General features: G+C 31.2%; 14 protein-coding genes. 3 read left to right on the top strand and 11 right to left on the bottom strand.

Translation table 11 applies throughout. From position 1 onward, the window contains the following. Positions 1 to 68 precede the first annotated feature (68 nt). The 3 genes from HMPREF3247_RS11495 to HMPREF3247_RS11485 form a co-directional block, all read right to left on the bottom strand. Positions 69 to 1,193, bottom strand: a complete 1,125-nt coding sequence (locus tag HMPREF3247_RS11495) for a glycerate kinase (RefSeq protein ID WP_000866742.1) — start codon at positions 1,191 to 1,193, stop codon at positions 69 to 71. A 424-nt stretch (positions 1,194 to 1,617) separates the two neighbouring features. After that, positions 1,618 to 1,938, bottom strand: a complete 321-nt coding sequence (ytxJ, locus tag HMPREF3247_RS11490; RefSeq protein WP_000985617.1) for a bacillithiol system redox-active protein YtxJ — start codon at positions 1,936 to 1,938, stop codon at positions 1,618 to 1,620. Between the two features lie 153 nt (positions 1,939 to 2,091). Next, on the bottom strand, positions 2,092 to 2,970 hold the full coding sequence (locus HMPREF3247_RS11485) for an EMYY motif lipoprotein (protein ID WP_000724887.1): 879 nt from the start codon (positions 2,968 to 2,970) through the stop codon (positions 2,092 to 2,094). A gap of 119 nt (positions 2,971 to 3,089) precedes the next feature. On the opposite strand from HMPREF3247_RS11485, the gene HMPREF3247_RS11480 reads away from it, so the two are divergent. The 3 genes from HMPREF3247_RS11480 (at position 3,090) to HMPREF3247_RS11470 (ending at position 4,990) form a co-directional block, all read left to right on the top strand. Further along, entirely contained in the window at positions 3,090 to 3,608 is a 519-nt protein-coding gene (locus tag HMPREF3247_RS11480) for a GrpB family protein (protein WP_000287205.1), read from the top strand. 126 nt (positions 3,609 to 3,734) lie between these two features. After that, positions 3,735 to 4,658: a UDP-N-acetylmuramate dehydrogenase gene (murB, locus tag HMPREF3247_RS11475; protein ID WP_000608435.1), complete on the top strand. Its 924-nt coding sequence runs from the start codon at positions 3,735 to 3,737 to the stop codon at positions 4,656 to 4,658. Positions 4,659 to 4,675: 17 nt separating this feature from the next. Continuing rightward, entirely contained in the window at positions 4,676 to 4,990 is a 315-nt protein-coding gene (locus HMPREF3247_RS11470; protein ID WP_001127269.1) for a CHY zinc finger protein, read from the top strand. Between the two features lie 316 nt (positions 4,991 to 5,306). On the opposite strand, the gene HMPREF3247_RS11465 is transcribed toward HMPREF3247_RS11470, so the two are convergent. From HMPREF3247_RS11465 to nrdI, 8 genes are all read right to left on the bottom strand, one after another. Further along, positions 5,307 to 6,335, bottom strand: coding sequence for a ferrated catecholamine ABC transporter substrate-binding lipoprotein SstD (locus HMPREF3247_RS11465; RefSeq protein WP_000754443.1), 1,029 nt, complete (start codon positions 6,333 to 6,335; stop codon positions 5,307 to 5,309). 118 nt (positions 6,336 to 6,453) lie between these two features. Next, complete coding sequence (locus HMPREF3247_RS11460; protein WP_000616840.1) at positions 6,454 to 7,215, bottom strand: iron ABC transporter ATP-binding protein; 762 nt, start codon at positions 7,213 to 7,215, stop codon at positions 6,454 to 6,456. Continuing rightward, positions 7,212 to 8,168, bottom strand: a complete 957-nt coding sequence (locus HMPREF3247_RS11455; RefSeq protein WP_001245573.1) for an iron chelate uptake ABC transporter family permease subunit — start codon at positions 8,166 to 8,168, stop codon at positions 7,212 to 7,214. Before HMPREF3247_RS11455 ends, HMPREF3247_RS11460 begins: the two co-directional genes overlap by 4 nt. Continuing rightward, the gene (locus HMPREF3247_RS11450; protein WP_000876318.1) at positions 8,155 to 9,126 is read right to left on the bottom strand and encodes an ABC transporter permease; all 972 of its coding nucleotides are present in this window, start codon (positions 9,124 to 9,126) and stop codon (positions 8,155 to 8,157) included. Before HMPREF3247_RS11450 ends, HMPREF3247_RS11455 begins: the two co-directional genes overlap by 14 nt. 38 nt (positions 9,127 to 9,164) lie before the next feature. Next, on the bottom strand, positions 9,165 to 9,320 hold the full coding sequence (locus HMPREF3247_RS11445) for a hypothetical protein (RefSeq protein WP_000499195.1): 156 nt from the start codon (positions 9,318 to 9,320) through the stop codon (positions 9,165 to 9,167). 401 nt (positions 9,321 to 9,721) lie between these two features. Next, positions 9,722 to 10,693 carry a class 1b ribonucleoside-diphosphate reductase subunit beta gene (gene nrdF, locus HMPREF3247_RS11440; protein WP_000562498.1) on the bottom strand — a complete coding sequence of 324 codons (972 nt, stop codon included), beginning with the start codon at positions 10,691 to 10,693 and terminating at the stop codon, positions 9,722 to 9,724. A 117-nt stretch (positions 10,694 to 10,810) separates the two neighbouring features. Beyond that, positions 10,811 to 12,916 carry a class 1b ribonucleoside-diphosphate reductase subunit alpha gene (gene nrdE, locus HMPREF3247_RS11435; RefSeq protein ID WP_000855505.1) on the bottom strand — a complete coding sequence of 702 codons (2,106 nt, stop codon included), beginning with the start codon at positions 12,914 to 12,916 and terminating at the stop codon, positions 10,811 to 10,813. Next, the gene (gene nrdI, locus HMPREF3247_RS11430; protein ID WP_000692521.1) at positions 12,879 to 13,277 is read right to left on the bottom strand and encodes a class Ib ribonucleoside-diphosphate reductase assembly flavoprotein NrdI; all 399 of its coding nucleotides are present in this window, start codon (positions 13,275 to 13,277) and stop codon (positions 12,879 to 12,881) included. Before nrdI ends, nrdE begins: the two co-directional genes overlap by 38 nt. Between the last annotated feature and the right edge of the window lie 675 nt (positions 13,278 to 13,952).

Genomic DNA, 13,952 nt, shown 5'->3' with positions numbered 1-13,952 from the left:
TTCGTTTTGCTAACCATCATAAATGTTATTAACCATCATGACAGCATCACCAATTTAGTCCTTCTTTACTAAACCTCAACATTAAAATGTGTTTTCAACAGTTTTAAAGACTGAACCGTATAATGCCTAATTTGTAACCCCATTTTAAAGTCAGTATAAGTTTCTGGCATATCGATAAATGTATTAAACATTGCTGTAACCCCTTGTGATTCAAATAAATCAAACTTTTCAGCAGTTGCACAAATTGCAATGGCAACCTTTTGATGTTTATGACAAAGTTCTGCAATACGCAATGTTGTCGTTTCTAGCAACTGATCATTTTCATTTAATCCTTCTCCAAAAATAATTAAATCCGCTTGTTCAACTAAATTTTCTAAATGTGTTAGTTGGTCTACTAATGCATGACTGGTTAATATTTCAGCTTGATACAGTCCATTCAAGACTGCTGCAATTCCACCACCAGCACCACCACGTTCAACTGGACCAATTGCAATTTTCAATTCACTTTTAAATAACTCACTAAAATACCAAATTAAATTATCGATTTCTGCTGCTTGATTATGATTCAACTGATGCGCATCATAAGTTTGCATGATTTCACTTTGCTTACCATATAATCGACTTGAAAAATCCGACATTACTTGAATTCTTGCTGTTTCCATTTTTGGGTGTAAGTTCGACATATCCATACGACGAATATATTTAATTACACCAGCACCTTGTCTCATATCTACGACACGCCCTTCGTCATCATAGAATTGAGCACCTAATGCTTGTAACATACCTGCACCAGCATCAAAACTATCAATCCCACCTAGTGAAATTACAACATGTTTTGCGTCATTATCTAATGCATGTTTAATCATTTCTCCTAAACCATAACTTGTTCGTTCAACAATTGGTTTTTTACCTTTTAAAAATAAATTCCCCTCGATAACGGTCATCCCTGTATCAGTTTGTCCGTAAACACCTTCAACTTCATTCATATCTGCATCATGTACTGGTATACGATACTTTTGCCCAGATTGCCATAAAAATACAGAATCTAATAATTCATGTCTTCCATTAAATAATGGTACTTGAACTACATCTGCAGTTTCAATTTGGCTTGCAACTGCCTCTTCAACATATCTATTAGCTTGATAACTCGAAATAATTCCATGAAACTCATCCATGGCTACTAATACTTTCATAACCTTGACCACCTTACTTTATTATTTGTTGTGATACGTTTTTTATTCATAAAAGATTAATCTTAAATTTTAGATTTTATCTCGTGATTATATGCGAACATTTAACATGACATGATTATTAATTATTCCAGTAAATAACAGTATGCTTCTTTTGGTTTAGCATATATTTCCTATTAAACTAACTTACAAATCATGTTTAAATTTTCTTATTGGATTCGTCGTTTTCCAAAATATTTTCAATAAAAATACTCGAATACATTATACATATGTTTGTAAAAAAGTACTAACTTAACTGCTTCTAAAGGTGACATAAAATAAAAGGTCAGAACATCATTATAGCCAAACTACTCTGATTCACACGAATTTATGTTGTGCTATTCACGTCTAGTAGTGTAAGGCAAAATGTTCCAACCCTATAGTTTCATTATTCTTCTGCTTGTGCTAATGACGACACATTGATATCACCGTGGTCTCGATTCCAAACCATTTCACCATTTACAAAATAAAATGCTTGAGGTGATTCATGTTTAACGTTCGTTTTTTTAGCAATATAATCTGACAAATCGCGTTCTTGTTGGACAATCAAATAATAACCGTCCATATCGCGTTCATATAAAAATTTATTAAATTGATCGTACGCATTTGCCGATATTGGACAAGTTTCACTATGTTTTAATACAAAAACATATTTATTTTCCTCAATAACCTGTTCAAATTGGTCAATTGAACTTAGCTTTATAGCCACTCTATTCACCTCTAAAAATATTTATCACATTTAAATAGCATCTGCGTGACATTTTTATACATATAGTTAATATCAATGTTTACCATTATACACATAGTAAGTTGACATGTTAACCATAAATTCAAAATTTTTAACTTTGAAAAATGATTATAGTTATTTTTCTTCTAATTTTTCAAGCTTTTTTTCAAAGGCTTTATCGCCGTGAGTTATATCTATACCCTTTTTCGGCAACTTATCTACATCGACTTTTGATAACTTCTCACTAACCTTTATTGTTTCAATACGTGTATTATAATAGTTTTGCAGACTGTAATACATTTCTATTGCGTTTTTCCTTGCATTATTAACATGCTTATCACTAATATTAGTTTGGTTAATATCGGTAATTTGCTTTTCAATCATTGGCATAATGTGATTTTTAATCGCGCCTTTTACTTCATTTTCTTTACTATCATCTAGGTTCTTCTTCGCAGTATCTCTTAACGCTTTATTATTATGTTCTAATTTTGTCGTAAGATTAGTTGCTTCACTTTTATTATCAGCTAATTTAATTTCTGATTCAACTTTGTATCTATTTTTTTCAAATTGTTTCGTATAATCTAAAATGTCTTCGTTATACTTGATAGATTGATTACATAAACCTATGAATTTTTTTAATTGATATATCGCATCCTTCTTCTCATTTGCAAGCGTCATATATTCTTTTTTTAATTTCTTAACTTTCATTGTATCATCAGGCAAATTTTTTGCTGACTTATAATATGCTTCAAATTTAGGTATGAGATGGTTTTTAACATCTTCTTGTAGTGCCTTAAATTCTTTACTATTTTTATCAGTTGTATCAGTTTTACTTAGATGATCAATTTCTTTCAAATGTATATTATCCATGACATGTTGTAATTCTTTTTGTTTTTGCTCAACATCTTTAAATTGCTTAGTAAATTGATGTTGTGCCTCTTTTTCTTTATTACCACAAGCACTTATTACTACAAATAAAATCGCTAAAACAGCGATAATAACAATTTTTTTCATGATTGCACTCCTTAACAGATTCATTATACAAAAACATGTTTATTATGAAAATGAATTATGTTATAGTATTCCAGACTTTATCGTGATTAAATTAAATTTCAATATCAAAGGAGTTTATCATGTATTCAAATGTTCAACCATTCATTAATAGTGATTTAACTAATTGTTTTCAATCACAATACACTGAAATTGAATCATTATTATTCAACCTCTTAGACAGCCCAGTAAAATATACAAAACATATTGGCGGTACGCATCATTTTAAATATTCAACAGAGCCAATTTTAGATATTTTAGTAGGTGTAGAAAATTTGCATGATATTACATCCTTAGATGAAAAACGCTTAAATTATGTAGGGTTTTATCGTTTGCATCATAAATATACTAAGAAAGTTATGATGGCGAAGTTTAACAATTTTCATGAACTAAAACAACAGGTGCGTCTACATATCATTCAAATGAATACCCAAACATTTGAATCTTATCTTGCACTTGATTACCTCTTATCAACTAATGATGATATTGCTTTGCAATTCAATACAAAAAAGCACCAAATATTGCAACATAGCTTAACAATTAGACAATATGAGATGCAAAAGCAACATTACTTTGAAAAACTATGTAAAAAATACTTATAACGACAATAATGCCGTATTTTATAATTATACTAATTCTAATACTTTCTTTTCAATTTTCGCAAATGAATTTTAAAATTGGTATAATACTATATGATATTAAAGACATGAGAAAGGATGTACTGAGAAGTGATAAATAAAGACATCTATCAAGCTTTACAACAACTTATCCCAAATGAAAAAATTAAAGTTGATGAACCTTTAAAACGATACACTTATACTAAAACAGGTGGTAATGCCGACTTTTACATTACCCCTACTAAAAATGAAGAAGTACAAGCAGTTGTTAAATATGCCTATCAAAATGAGATTCCTGTTACATATTTAGGAAATGGCTCAAATATTATTATCCGTGAAGGTGGTATTCGTGGCATTGTAATTAGTTTATTATCACTAGATCATATCGAAGTATCTGATGATGCGATAATAGCCGGTAGCGGCGCTGCAATTATTGATGTCTCACGTGTTGCTCGTGATTACGCACTTACTGGCCTTGAATTTGCATGCGGTATTCCAGGTTCAATTGGTGGTGCAGTGTATATGAATGCTGGCGCTTATGGTGGCGAAGTTAAAGATTGTATAGACTATGCGCTTTGCGTAAACGAACAAGGCTCGATAATTAAACTTACAACAAAAGAATTAGAGTTAGATTATCGTAATAGCATTATTCAAAAAGAACACTTAGTTGTATTAGAAGCTGCATTTACTTTAGCTCCTGGTAAAATGACTGAAATACAAGCTAAAATGGATGATTTAACAGAACGTAGAGAATCTAAACAACCTTTAGAGTATCCTTCATGTGGTAGTGTATTCCAAAGACCGCCTGGTCATTTTGCAGGTAAATTGATACAAGATTCTAATTTGCAAGGTCACCGTATTGGCGGCGTTGAAGTTTCAACTAAACACGCTGGTTTTATGGTAAATGTAGACAATGGAACTGCTACAGATTATGAAAACCTTATTCATTATGTACAAAAGACCGTCAAAGAAAAATTTGGCATTGAATTAAATCGTGAAGTTCGCATTATTGGTGAACATCCAAAGGAATCGTAAGTTAAGGAGCTTTGTCTATGCCTAAAGTTTATGGTTCATTAATCGATACTGAAACACGCTGTCGCCATTATTTTACCGAAGAAGATATTATTGCTATTAAATTTAAATGTTGTAATAAATACTATCCATGCTATAAGTGCCATAATGAGTTTGAAAAGCACGCCATTAAGCGTTGGTCTGAGCCTTCATTTAACGAAAAAGCAATCTTATGCGGTGTATGCAAACACGAATTAACAATCAATGAATATATGATGGTAGAGCGTTGTCCAAATTGCCAATCTCGGTTTAACAATCGCTGTAAATATCACTATCATATTTATTTTGAAATTTAAACAACATAGTCAAAACATTATAGGGAGTGGGTCAGACATGATAAAGCACCACTTCTGTAGAATTCCTTTTTGAAATTCTCTATGTTTGGGCCCCGCCAACTTGCATTGTCAGTAGAAATTTAAAATCAAATTTCTCTATGTTTGGAGCCCACTGGTATTGAAATGAACTTGTTACAAGTACATGTTCATTCAACCAACGACTGACAACAAAACATTTTAGAGTCTAGGACATTGATTGACGTCCCAGATTTCCTTTTTTAAAGAAAAGAGGGGAGCAATGATTAAGACCTTTAACCATTGTTCCCCTCTTTTAAAATTATTTTACAACTTTATCAAGTTCCTCAATTTGTTTAATTGTAGTTGTAGTTGATCCAGCTGCAAAGTACCATAATTTAGGATCTAAATTATATACTTTGTCTTCTTTAATTGCTTTAACATTTTTTAATACAGGATTATTTAATGCTTGTTTCGCAGTTGATTTACCACTTATCGCTTGACCTCTATCCATCGCTAAAATAACATCTGGATTTTCTTTATTAACATATTCGTTAGAAACATTTTGTCCATGATTGCTATTACTTACTTTTTTATCAACTGCATTGAATCCTAATGTATCGTAAACTAATCCACCAAAACGACCTTTAGGTCCAAATGTTGATAATTCACCTTCGTTAACTAGTAAATACATAACAGTTTTATTGAAGTTTTTCGTTTTATCTTTCATTGAAGCAATTTTGTTATCTAAATCTTTATTTAATTCTTTAGCTTTATCTTCTTTATCGTAAATTTTACCGATATTTTCAGTGTTTTGTTTCATTGAACCAATTAAGTTCTTTTCATCTGCACCAACATAAACAATTTTCGCTTTAGGTGCAGCTTTTTTGAATTCATCTAAATTCTTTTGATTAGCTGTACGTCCAGAGATAAAGATTACTTCGGGTTTCGTCGCAGCAATTTTATCAAAATTCACTTCTTTTAAATTACCAACGTTTGTATATTTATCATCTTTAAATGATTCTAAGAAATTCGGTAATGACTTACCGCCTTCCCCTTTAGGTAATGCTTTTACTTTATCTGATAAGCCCATTTCTTTCATTACATCTAATGCGCCATAGTCTAACACAACTGCATTTTTAGGATTTTTTGGTACTTCAACAGTTTCTTTAACTTTTTTAGCGTCACTACCATCTTTTTTCTCGCCACGCATTTTATAGTTATTTTCAATTTTTACTGTATCTTTAGAACCTTTAGTTTCTGATTTTGATTGTTCTTTATCAGAATTGTTACCGCATGCCGCTAATAAAAACATTACTGCTAATACTAAATATAAGACTGTTTTCTTCATAATATAATATTCTCCTCTTTTGGCTTAATCTGTGTGCTTGATGTGAAATATAAATAAATGCTTTACGTTTAACCCTTCTTTAATTGGCGCATCACCCCTTTAAAGTGTCTCCAAATTATCAATCCTTAAAATATAAACAAATCCTTTGATTTCTTATATGTTCAATTTGAATATTCATGTCATATAAATCACTTAAAACACTACTTTGAATGACATTATCTTTCAAATCTGACTTAACTAGTTGTCCGTTTTTCAATGCTACAATCTGATCTGAATAACAGGACGCAAAGTTAATATCATGTAACACAATGACAATCGCTTTATTCATTTTATGCGCTAACATTTTTAACGTTTGCATAATTTGAACAGCATGCTTCATATCTAAATTATTTAATGGTTCATCTAGCAAAATATATTCAGTATCTTGTGCTATTGTCATTGCAATGTATGCACGCTGACGTTGTCCACCAGATAATGACTTAATATTACGATTTCTGATATCTTGTAGTTGCAACAAATCTAGCGCATCATTGACAATATCATGATCCTCTTTCGTCAAACGACCTTTAGAATAAGGGAATCGTCCAAAGTTTACCAACTGCTCTACCGTAATATTCATTTCAGTATGGTTTGTTTGTTTTAATATAGATATTTTTTTCGACAAGTCATTATTTTTATAATCAGACATGAGCTGTCCATCTATTTTCACTTCACCGTTATCAAAACGAATTAACCTACATATCGCTGAAAGTAAAGTACTCTTACCCGCACCATTAGGTCCAATTAAAGAAGTCAATTTACCTTTTTCGATATCTATGCTAATATCTTCCAATATCATTTGATTATTTATAGTTTTAGTTAAATTTTCAACTTGAATCATTGCGCATTTCTCCTTCTAACTAATAGATAAATGAAATAACTTCCACCAATCAAATCAATAAGTATACTCATTTCTGTCGTAGCTTCAAACACATTTTCAACTACCCATTGCGCACTAAATAAACTAATCCAACTCAAGCAAATTGTCGCAATTAAAATATACTTATGTTCATACGTCTTCATTAGTTCATGCGCTAGATTTACAGTTAATAAACCTAAAAATGTAATTGGTCCTACTAATGCAGTTGACACAGAAACTAAAACTGAGACTATTACAAGTAGAATTCGCGTTAATTTTTCATACGATATCCCAAGATTAATTGCTTCAGCACGACCTAAAAGCAATACATCTAAATAAGGCAATAGTAAAATTGTAATGACTAATAAGATTACTAATAGCACTGCTGAGAAAATAACTAAATTCGAATTAGAAGCATTAAAATTAGCAAACATACTACTTTGTATTGCTAAAAATGACTCAGGATCCATAATCAGTTGAATAAAACCTGTTATGCTTCTAAAAAATGTTCCTAAAAGGACACCAATAAGTAAGATAAAATAAATTGAAAAATGTCCAATTTTAAAGATACCTTGGAATAGGATTAGTGCGAATAACACCATCGTTATAAGTGTTAATATAAAGTTCAAATATACATTAGTAACCCATACCGATTGAATTCCAAATAAAAAGACTGGCAATACTTTGATAAATAAATAAACTGCATCTAACCCCATTATTGATGGTGTCAATAGACGGTTATTTGTAATCGCTTGAAAAATCACCACTGAAGTTGCAATGGCAGCACCTACTAAAATAATTAATATGAACTTTCTTAAACGACTTGAAAATTGATATTCAAATATTTCAAAATCAATACCTACAAATAAGTACAGCATACTAATTAATAACGTTACTGCAATTAAAAGCATTATTTTTTTATTATTGTTGCGCATAATTTTTCCTACCTTTCATAAGCAAGATAAGGAAAATGATTGTTCCAAATACACCTATTGTTAAACCAATATTTATTTCATATGGATAAACAACAATTCTGCCAACTATATCAGAAAATAATACAAAGATGGCACCTAACATCATCGTATGAGGGATAGCATTTTTCAAATGATCACCTCGATAAATTGAAATAATATTTGGTATTACTAGTCCTAAGAACGGTAATGTTCCAACAGTCACCACTACCAATGCTGTAATAGTTGCAGTAATAAACAATGCGATGTTAATTAATTTTTCGTAACTCAAACCTAAATTATTAGTAAAGTCTTTACCCATTCCTACAATCGTGAAATGATTAGCAAAAAGATATGTCAATGCTAAAAGAGGAATACTTAAATATAAAATTTCATAGCGTCCACTTGTGATAATGGCAAAGTTCCCGTTAAGCCAGTTACCAATGCTTTGAACAGCATTCGTGCGCAATGAGATGAAGGTTGTGAAACTTGCAACAATCCCACCCATCATAATTCCTAGAAGCGGTACAAAAATGACATCTTTCACTTTTATAAAATCAATGATTTTAACAAATAAAAACGTACCGCAAATACTGCAAATAACAGCAAATACTAGTTTTAATAAAATATGACCGGTTGGAAAGAACAATAAAGCAATTAAAATACCTAGTTTAGCCCATTCCATCGTTCCAGCTGTAGTCGGACTAACAAACTTATTTTGCATCATTTGTTGCATTATCAAGCCTGCTAAAGCCAACGAACTTCCAGCAATTAAAATACTCATCGTCCTTGGTATTCGGCTTGAGAATAAAATATTCCGCTGTGACTCAGTTAAATGTAGTAAATCTTTAATTGATAGTTCACTCACACCTATGAACAACGAAATAATTGTCAACAATATTAGTAATAGAAGCAAAATATTTCCCTTTAATAAATACTTCATTACAAATTTTTCTCCCTTTAAATTAATGATAATCATTATCATTGATAATATTTCTCATTAATAGTAGCGTTTTTTGACCATAATTTCAATAGCCTTTCAAATAATTTAGTGTCAATTTTATTGATATTTGCAATTAAACTGAAATTTAATTTTTCGGAATGTGTATTTTGTTTGCTTAAAGTAAAATAGAACACTTAAGATTTTGATGTCTGGGAATAGTGGAAATGATAAAAACTACTAATGATTGATTATGTAGTGGTTCTTAACATTAGCCTCAGCTAATGTGTACTTAAAAATAGGAATACATGAGTAAAACTCATGTGGAAGTGATAATTTCTAAAGGAAAAAGTTTTTCTTTATGTTGGGGCCCCGCCCGAACTTGCACAATATTGTTAGCTGACTTTCCGCCTGCTTCTGTGTTGGGGCCCCGCCAACTACTGCCAATATAAATAACATTGTACATCTTAGAGCATTGATTTCTTACTCAGACTCATAATGAGTTAGATACACATAAAAAAAGACCTTCAACATGTAGGAGACAAGACGAAACGAATCGCTATTTCCCTTTACATGTGAAGGTCTTTTAATTTAATTGTTATTTGTTGTCAAATACAAAGTCATCATCTTGTAATGCTTCTACGTTTAATGCTAATACATAACCATCACCTTTTACTGAGAAGAAGTCATGGTTTTTAGTTGTTGTATCTAAGGCATTCTCAATGATTGGGTTAAATTCACGTTCCTCAAAATAAGGTTCAAAGCCTAAGTTTGAAAGTGCTTTGTTTCCATTATATTTAACATAGTTTAGCACATCTTCAGTGATTCCAAGATCATCGTATAACATTTTTGTGTATGACTCTTCATTTAAATACAAGTCATTTAGCAATTTATACATTTCTTGATCTGCTTTTTGTTTCTCACTTTCAGATAGTTCATTTCGTAAATGCTGTGCATCTAAACCGGTAAATACACCATGAATAGATTCATCTAAAAGAATTTTACGAATGATTTCACCTGATGTCGTCATTTTCCCTTGACCAGCAAGATATAGTGGATAATAGAAACCTGAGAAGAATAAGAATGTTTCTAAAAATACACTCGTAACTCTGGCCATATATTGGTCGTATATCGAAGCTTCTTTACCCCAAAGTTTGTGATAATTAGCAACAATTTTATCAGATTTATATTTTAAATGGGGTTCCTCTAAAACCCATTCATCTAATAGGTAGTTTGTTTCACTAGATGGTAATAGTGTTGTGAAAATATGTGAATAGCTTTTCGCGTGTATTTGCTCCATCATCGCCATAAATGAATAAACTGCTTTTTTCCTTAAGTCAGTCGTATGTAGCATAACTAAAGGCATGCCATCATCTGCTTGATGTGTATCTAAGCCTGTTAAACCAGCTAATGCTTTTTTAAATGTGTCTTGTTCAGCTTCAGATAAAGTCTTCCAACTTGCAATGTCTTTTGATACTTTAAATTCTGTTTCAACCCACATTTGAGATATATTTTGTCTCCAAAACATATTCGTCATATCTTCTTGTGTGTTCCAATTAACAGCTATCATGAATATAATTTCCTCCTGTAATGTTACTCAATAATTGACAAATACAGACATAGCAGTCTAATCATCTGCTAATTCAGACCAGATGATTAGCTGTTTGTCATTTTCAACATTTAATTGTTAGATAGAACAACTTGTACATTCTTCTACACTTAATAATTTATTTCTAGTATAGTAAAGTGATTTTAATCCTTTATAGTGCGCATATACATATAATCTTGCTAACTCACGTGTAGAAATTTCAGAATTAACATAAAGGATCGTTGAGATACCTTGGTCAATATGCGTTTGAATTGTCGCAATTAAATCGATTAATTTCATCTGATCAGTATTGAATGCTGATTTGTAGTACCACATTGTTTGTGGTGATAAGAATGGCATAGGGTAAAATGTTTCCGCATTACCATAAGTACGACGTTCAATTTGGTCAACGATTGGCATTACAGAACTTGTTGCATTTTGAACATAAGAAATACTTTGTGTTGGAGCAATTGCTAATCTATATGCATGATATAAACCATATTGTTCAACATCTTGTTGTAGTTTCTTCCAATCCTCAGAAGTAGGAATAGCCATACCATCGAATAATTCACGTACTTTTTCGAATTGAGGTTCAAATTCTTGAGTTGTATAGAACTCGAAATATTTGCCATTAGCATAATCAGACTTTTCAAAGTCTTGATATTTGATACCACGCTCTTTAGCGATTTCCATTGAACGTTCGATTGAGTAGAAATTCATCATCATAAAGAAGATATTTGCAAAATCTTTTGCTTCTTCTGACTCATAACCAATTTTATTTTTTGCTAGGTAACCGTGTAAATTCATGACACCAAGACCAACTGAATGTAATTCACTGTTAGCTTTTCTAACTCCTGGTGCATTTTGAATATTTGCTACATCACTCACAACAGTTAATGCGTCCATACCAGAGTGAACTGAATCTCTGAATTTTCCGCTTTCCATTACATTAACAATATTTAATGAGCCCAAGTTACAAGAAATATCACGTTTAATTTCGTCTTCAATACCATAGTCATTAATAATTGAAGTTTCTTGTAGTTGGAAAATTTCCGTACATAAGTTACTCATTTTAATTTGTCCAATGTTTGAATTCGGATGCACTCTGTTAGCATTATCTTTAAACATTAAATATGGATAACCTGATTGTAATTGTGTTTGCGCAATTAAATTCAACATTTCACGCGCATTCTTTTTCTTTTTCTCAACATTTGGGTTTGCAACCATGTCATCATAATATTTTTCTAAATCGATATCGTCTAATGTCACACCATATTCTTCTTTAACTGTATGAGGTGCAAACATATAAAAGTCCTTACCTTCTTTAGCTAAATCGAAGAATTTAGATGGAACAATTAAACCAGTTGATATTGTAGATAAACGTAAATCTTCATCCGCATTTACTTTTTTAGTATCTAAAAATTCTTCTACATCATAATGGAAGATATTTAAGTACACAGCACCAGCACCAGGGCGTTGACCAAGTTGATCTGCATAGCTAAAGCCACCTTCAAGTGACTTAGCAATAGGTAAAACGCCTTTCGCTACGCCTTTAATTCCTTTAATTGCTTCACCACGTGCACGCAATTTAGATAAGTTAATTGCAACGCCGCCCCCAATTTTACTTAATTGTTTTGCAGTTGAATCAATAAAGTTAATTGAATTTAAGCTGTCATCCACTTCTAATAAGAAACATGACACTAGCTCACCACGACGCGCACGGCCTGCGTTTAAAAATGTTGGTGTCGCTGGTTGATATCTTTGTTCAACCATAGCAGAAATAAATTGTTTAGCTTGTGCTTTATTACCATTTGCTAGGTATAAAGCAACAATGGCAACGTGTTGATTATAGTCTTCTAAGTATTGACTTTTATCATTTGTTTTCAAAGCGTAATCTTTGAAAAATTTACTAGCTGACATATAACTTGCAAAATTAAACGGGATTGATTTTGCATAATCAGTGATTTCAATTAGATCCGCTTCACTATAAATATCAAACACATTGAAATAAAAATCGTTGTCTACTAAATAACGTAAACGCTCGATTTCAGTGTCGAAGAAGATTGTTTTGTCTTTTACTTCTTCTAAATAAGCTACTAAAGCTTCTTGGTCTTTTTCTAAACTAAAGAATCCATCTTCTCTTCGTTTAGTGACCTCATTATTTAATTCAATATGATTGTACTTTTTCTCTTCCATGGTTTTCATTAAAATTACCCACCTTGTTCTTAAATTCAATAACGTCTTTGTTTTTTCCATGTAACTCAAACTTCATTAATAAAGGGACATTATACTCTTCTGATATCGTGCGACCCGCTTTTGCGAAATTTAGTCCCCAATTTCGATTACCGCTAGCTGCCACACCTCTGATGTATTGATGATTAACTTCTAAAAAAGATTGAACGGGTTCTGGTACTTCTCCAAATCCAATAGTGCCAGTAACGATAATAAACGGTTCATGAACTGGTTCCATACAATTTTCTGCTGTAATCTCAAGCGTATTTTCAAGTTCTGTTCTCTTAATAAAACGACGGACATTTCCAGTAAATGAAAAATATATTATTTTCATTGGATCACCTTCTTTCTTCAACCCTTTTAAATAAAGTAGTCATTCCAATTAAAAAATGCTTTAACAACATGGTTACTATGGTTATCTCAGCATTGTATTAACTATAATGAAGCTACTTATTTTCTCAAATGTAAACCAATTGCATAGATTTATATTTGAGAAAATAGTAGCTTATATGGGTTGAATGTATAAAAATCACTATATGTAGTATTTACATCATTGGATATCTTCCATTTGCTCAGTACATTTTCTAAAAATATGACTATTAATTGATAATAACTATTAAATTTCTGTGTTAAATTACTTTTAAATGTAATTTCTTCATAAATAAAGCATTTGCATACAAAACACAAGATATTGTGTCTTTTTCGTTTCACCAACACTATATTATGTGTTTCATTATACATAAGACACACTATGATTTAAAGTGCCATTTTCTAATCGAATGTTCGTAAAACGTTCCAACTAGGCACCAATACTAAATTAGAAAAACTTGAACAAATTTAAAAAAATTTTTTAGTAGATATCACTTGATTTTTTTAAATCTGTGTCAATCTCAATTGTATCAACAGAAATCAAGAAAAAGCTTATTAGCTTGATACTGAATTGATATTTGTTTTATGTAATAACACAAACATTCATAAAAGTGTAATGCCCTATTATTCCGACAAATAA

It is taken from the genome of Staphylococcus sp. HMSC36A10 (assembly GCF_001838845.1).
Lineage (GTDB): Bacteria > Bacillota > Bacilli > Staphylococcales > Staphylococcaceae > Staphylococcus > Staphylococcus aureus.
Note: the sequence above shows the minus strand (reverse complement) of the source record. Positions and strands in the feature narration are given on the sequence as shown.

Bases quoted from the DNA above. Each gene is read 5' to 3' on its own strand.
- HMPREF3247_RS11495 (WP_000866742.1), bottom strand. From the start codon at position 1,193: ATGAAAGTATTAGTAGCCATGGATGAGTTTCATGGAATTATTTCGAGT.
- HMPREF3247_RS11485 (WP_000724887.1), bottom strand. From the start codon at position 2,970: ATGAAAAAAATTGTTATTATCGCTGTTTTAGCGATTTTATTTGTAGTA.
- HMPREF3247_RS11480 (WP_000287205.1), top strand. From the start codon at position 3,090: ATGTATTCAAATGTTCAACCATTCATTAATAGTGATTTAACTAATTGT.
- HMPREF3247_RS11470 (WP_001127269.1), top strand. From the start codon at position 4,676: ATGCCTAAAGTTTATGGTTCATTAATCGATACTGAAACACGCTGTCGC.
- HMPREF3247_RS11465 (WP_000754443.1), bottom strand. From the start codon at position 6,335: ATGAAGAAAACAGTCTTATATTTAGTATTAGCAGTAATGTTTTTATTA.
- HMPREF3247_RS11460 (WP_000616840.1), bottom strand. From the start codon at position 7,215: ATGATTCAAGTTGAAAATTTAACTAAAACTATAAATAATCAAATGATA.
- HMPREF3247_RS11455 (WP_001245573.1), bottom strand. From the start codon at position 8,168: ATGCGCAACAATAATAAAAAAATAATGCTTTTAATTGCAGTAACGTTA.
- HMPREF3247_RS11450 (WP_000876318.1), bottom strand. From the start codon at position 9,126: ATGAAGTATTTATTAAAGGGAAATATTTTGCTTCTATTACTAATATTG.
- nrdF (WP_000562498.1), bottom strand. From the start codon at position 10,693: ATGATAGCTGTTAATTGGAACACACAAGAAGATATGACGAATATGTTT.
- nrdE (WP_000855505.1), bottom strand. From the start codon at position 12,916: ATGAAAACCATGGAAGAGAAAAAGTACAATCATATTGAATTAAATAAT.
- nrdI (WP_000692521.1), bottom strand. From the start codon at position 13,277: ATGAAAATAATATATTTTTCATTTACTGGAAATGTCCGTCGTTTTATT.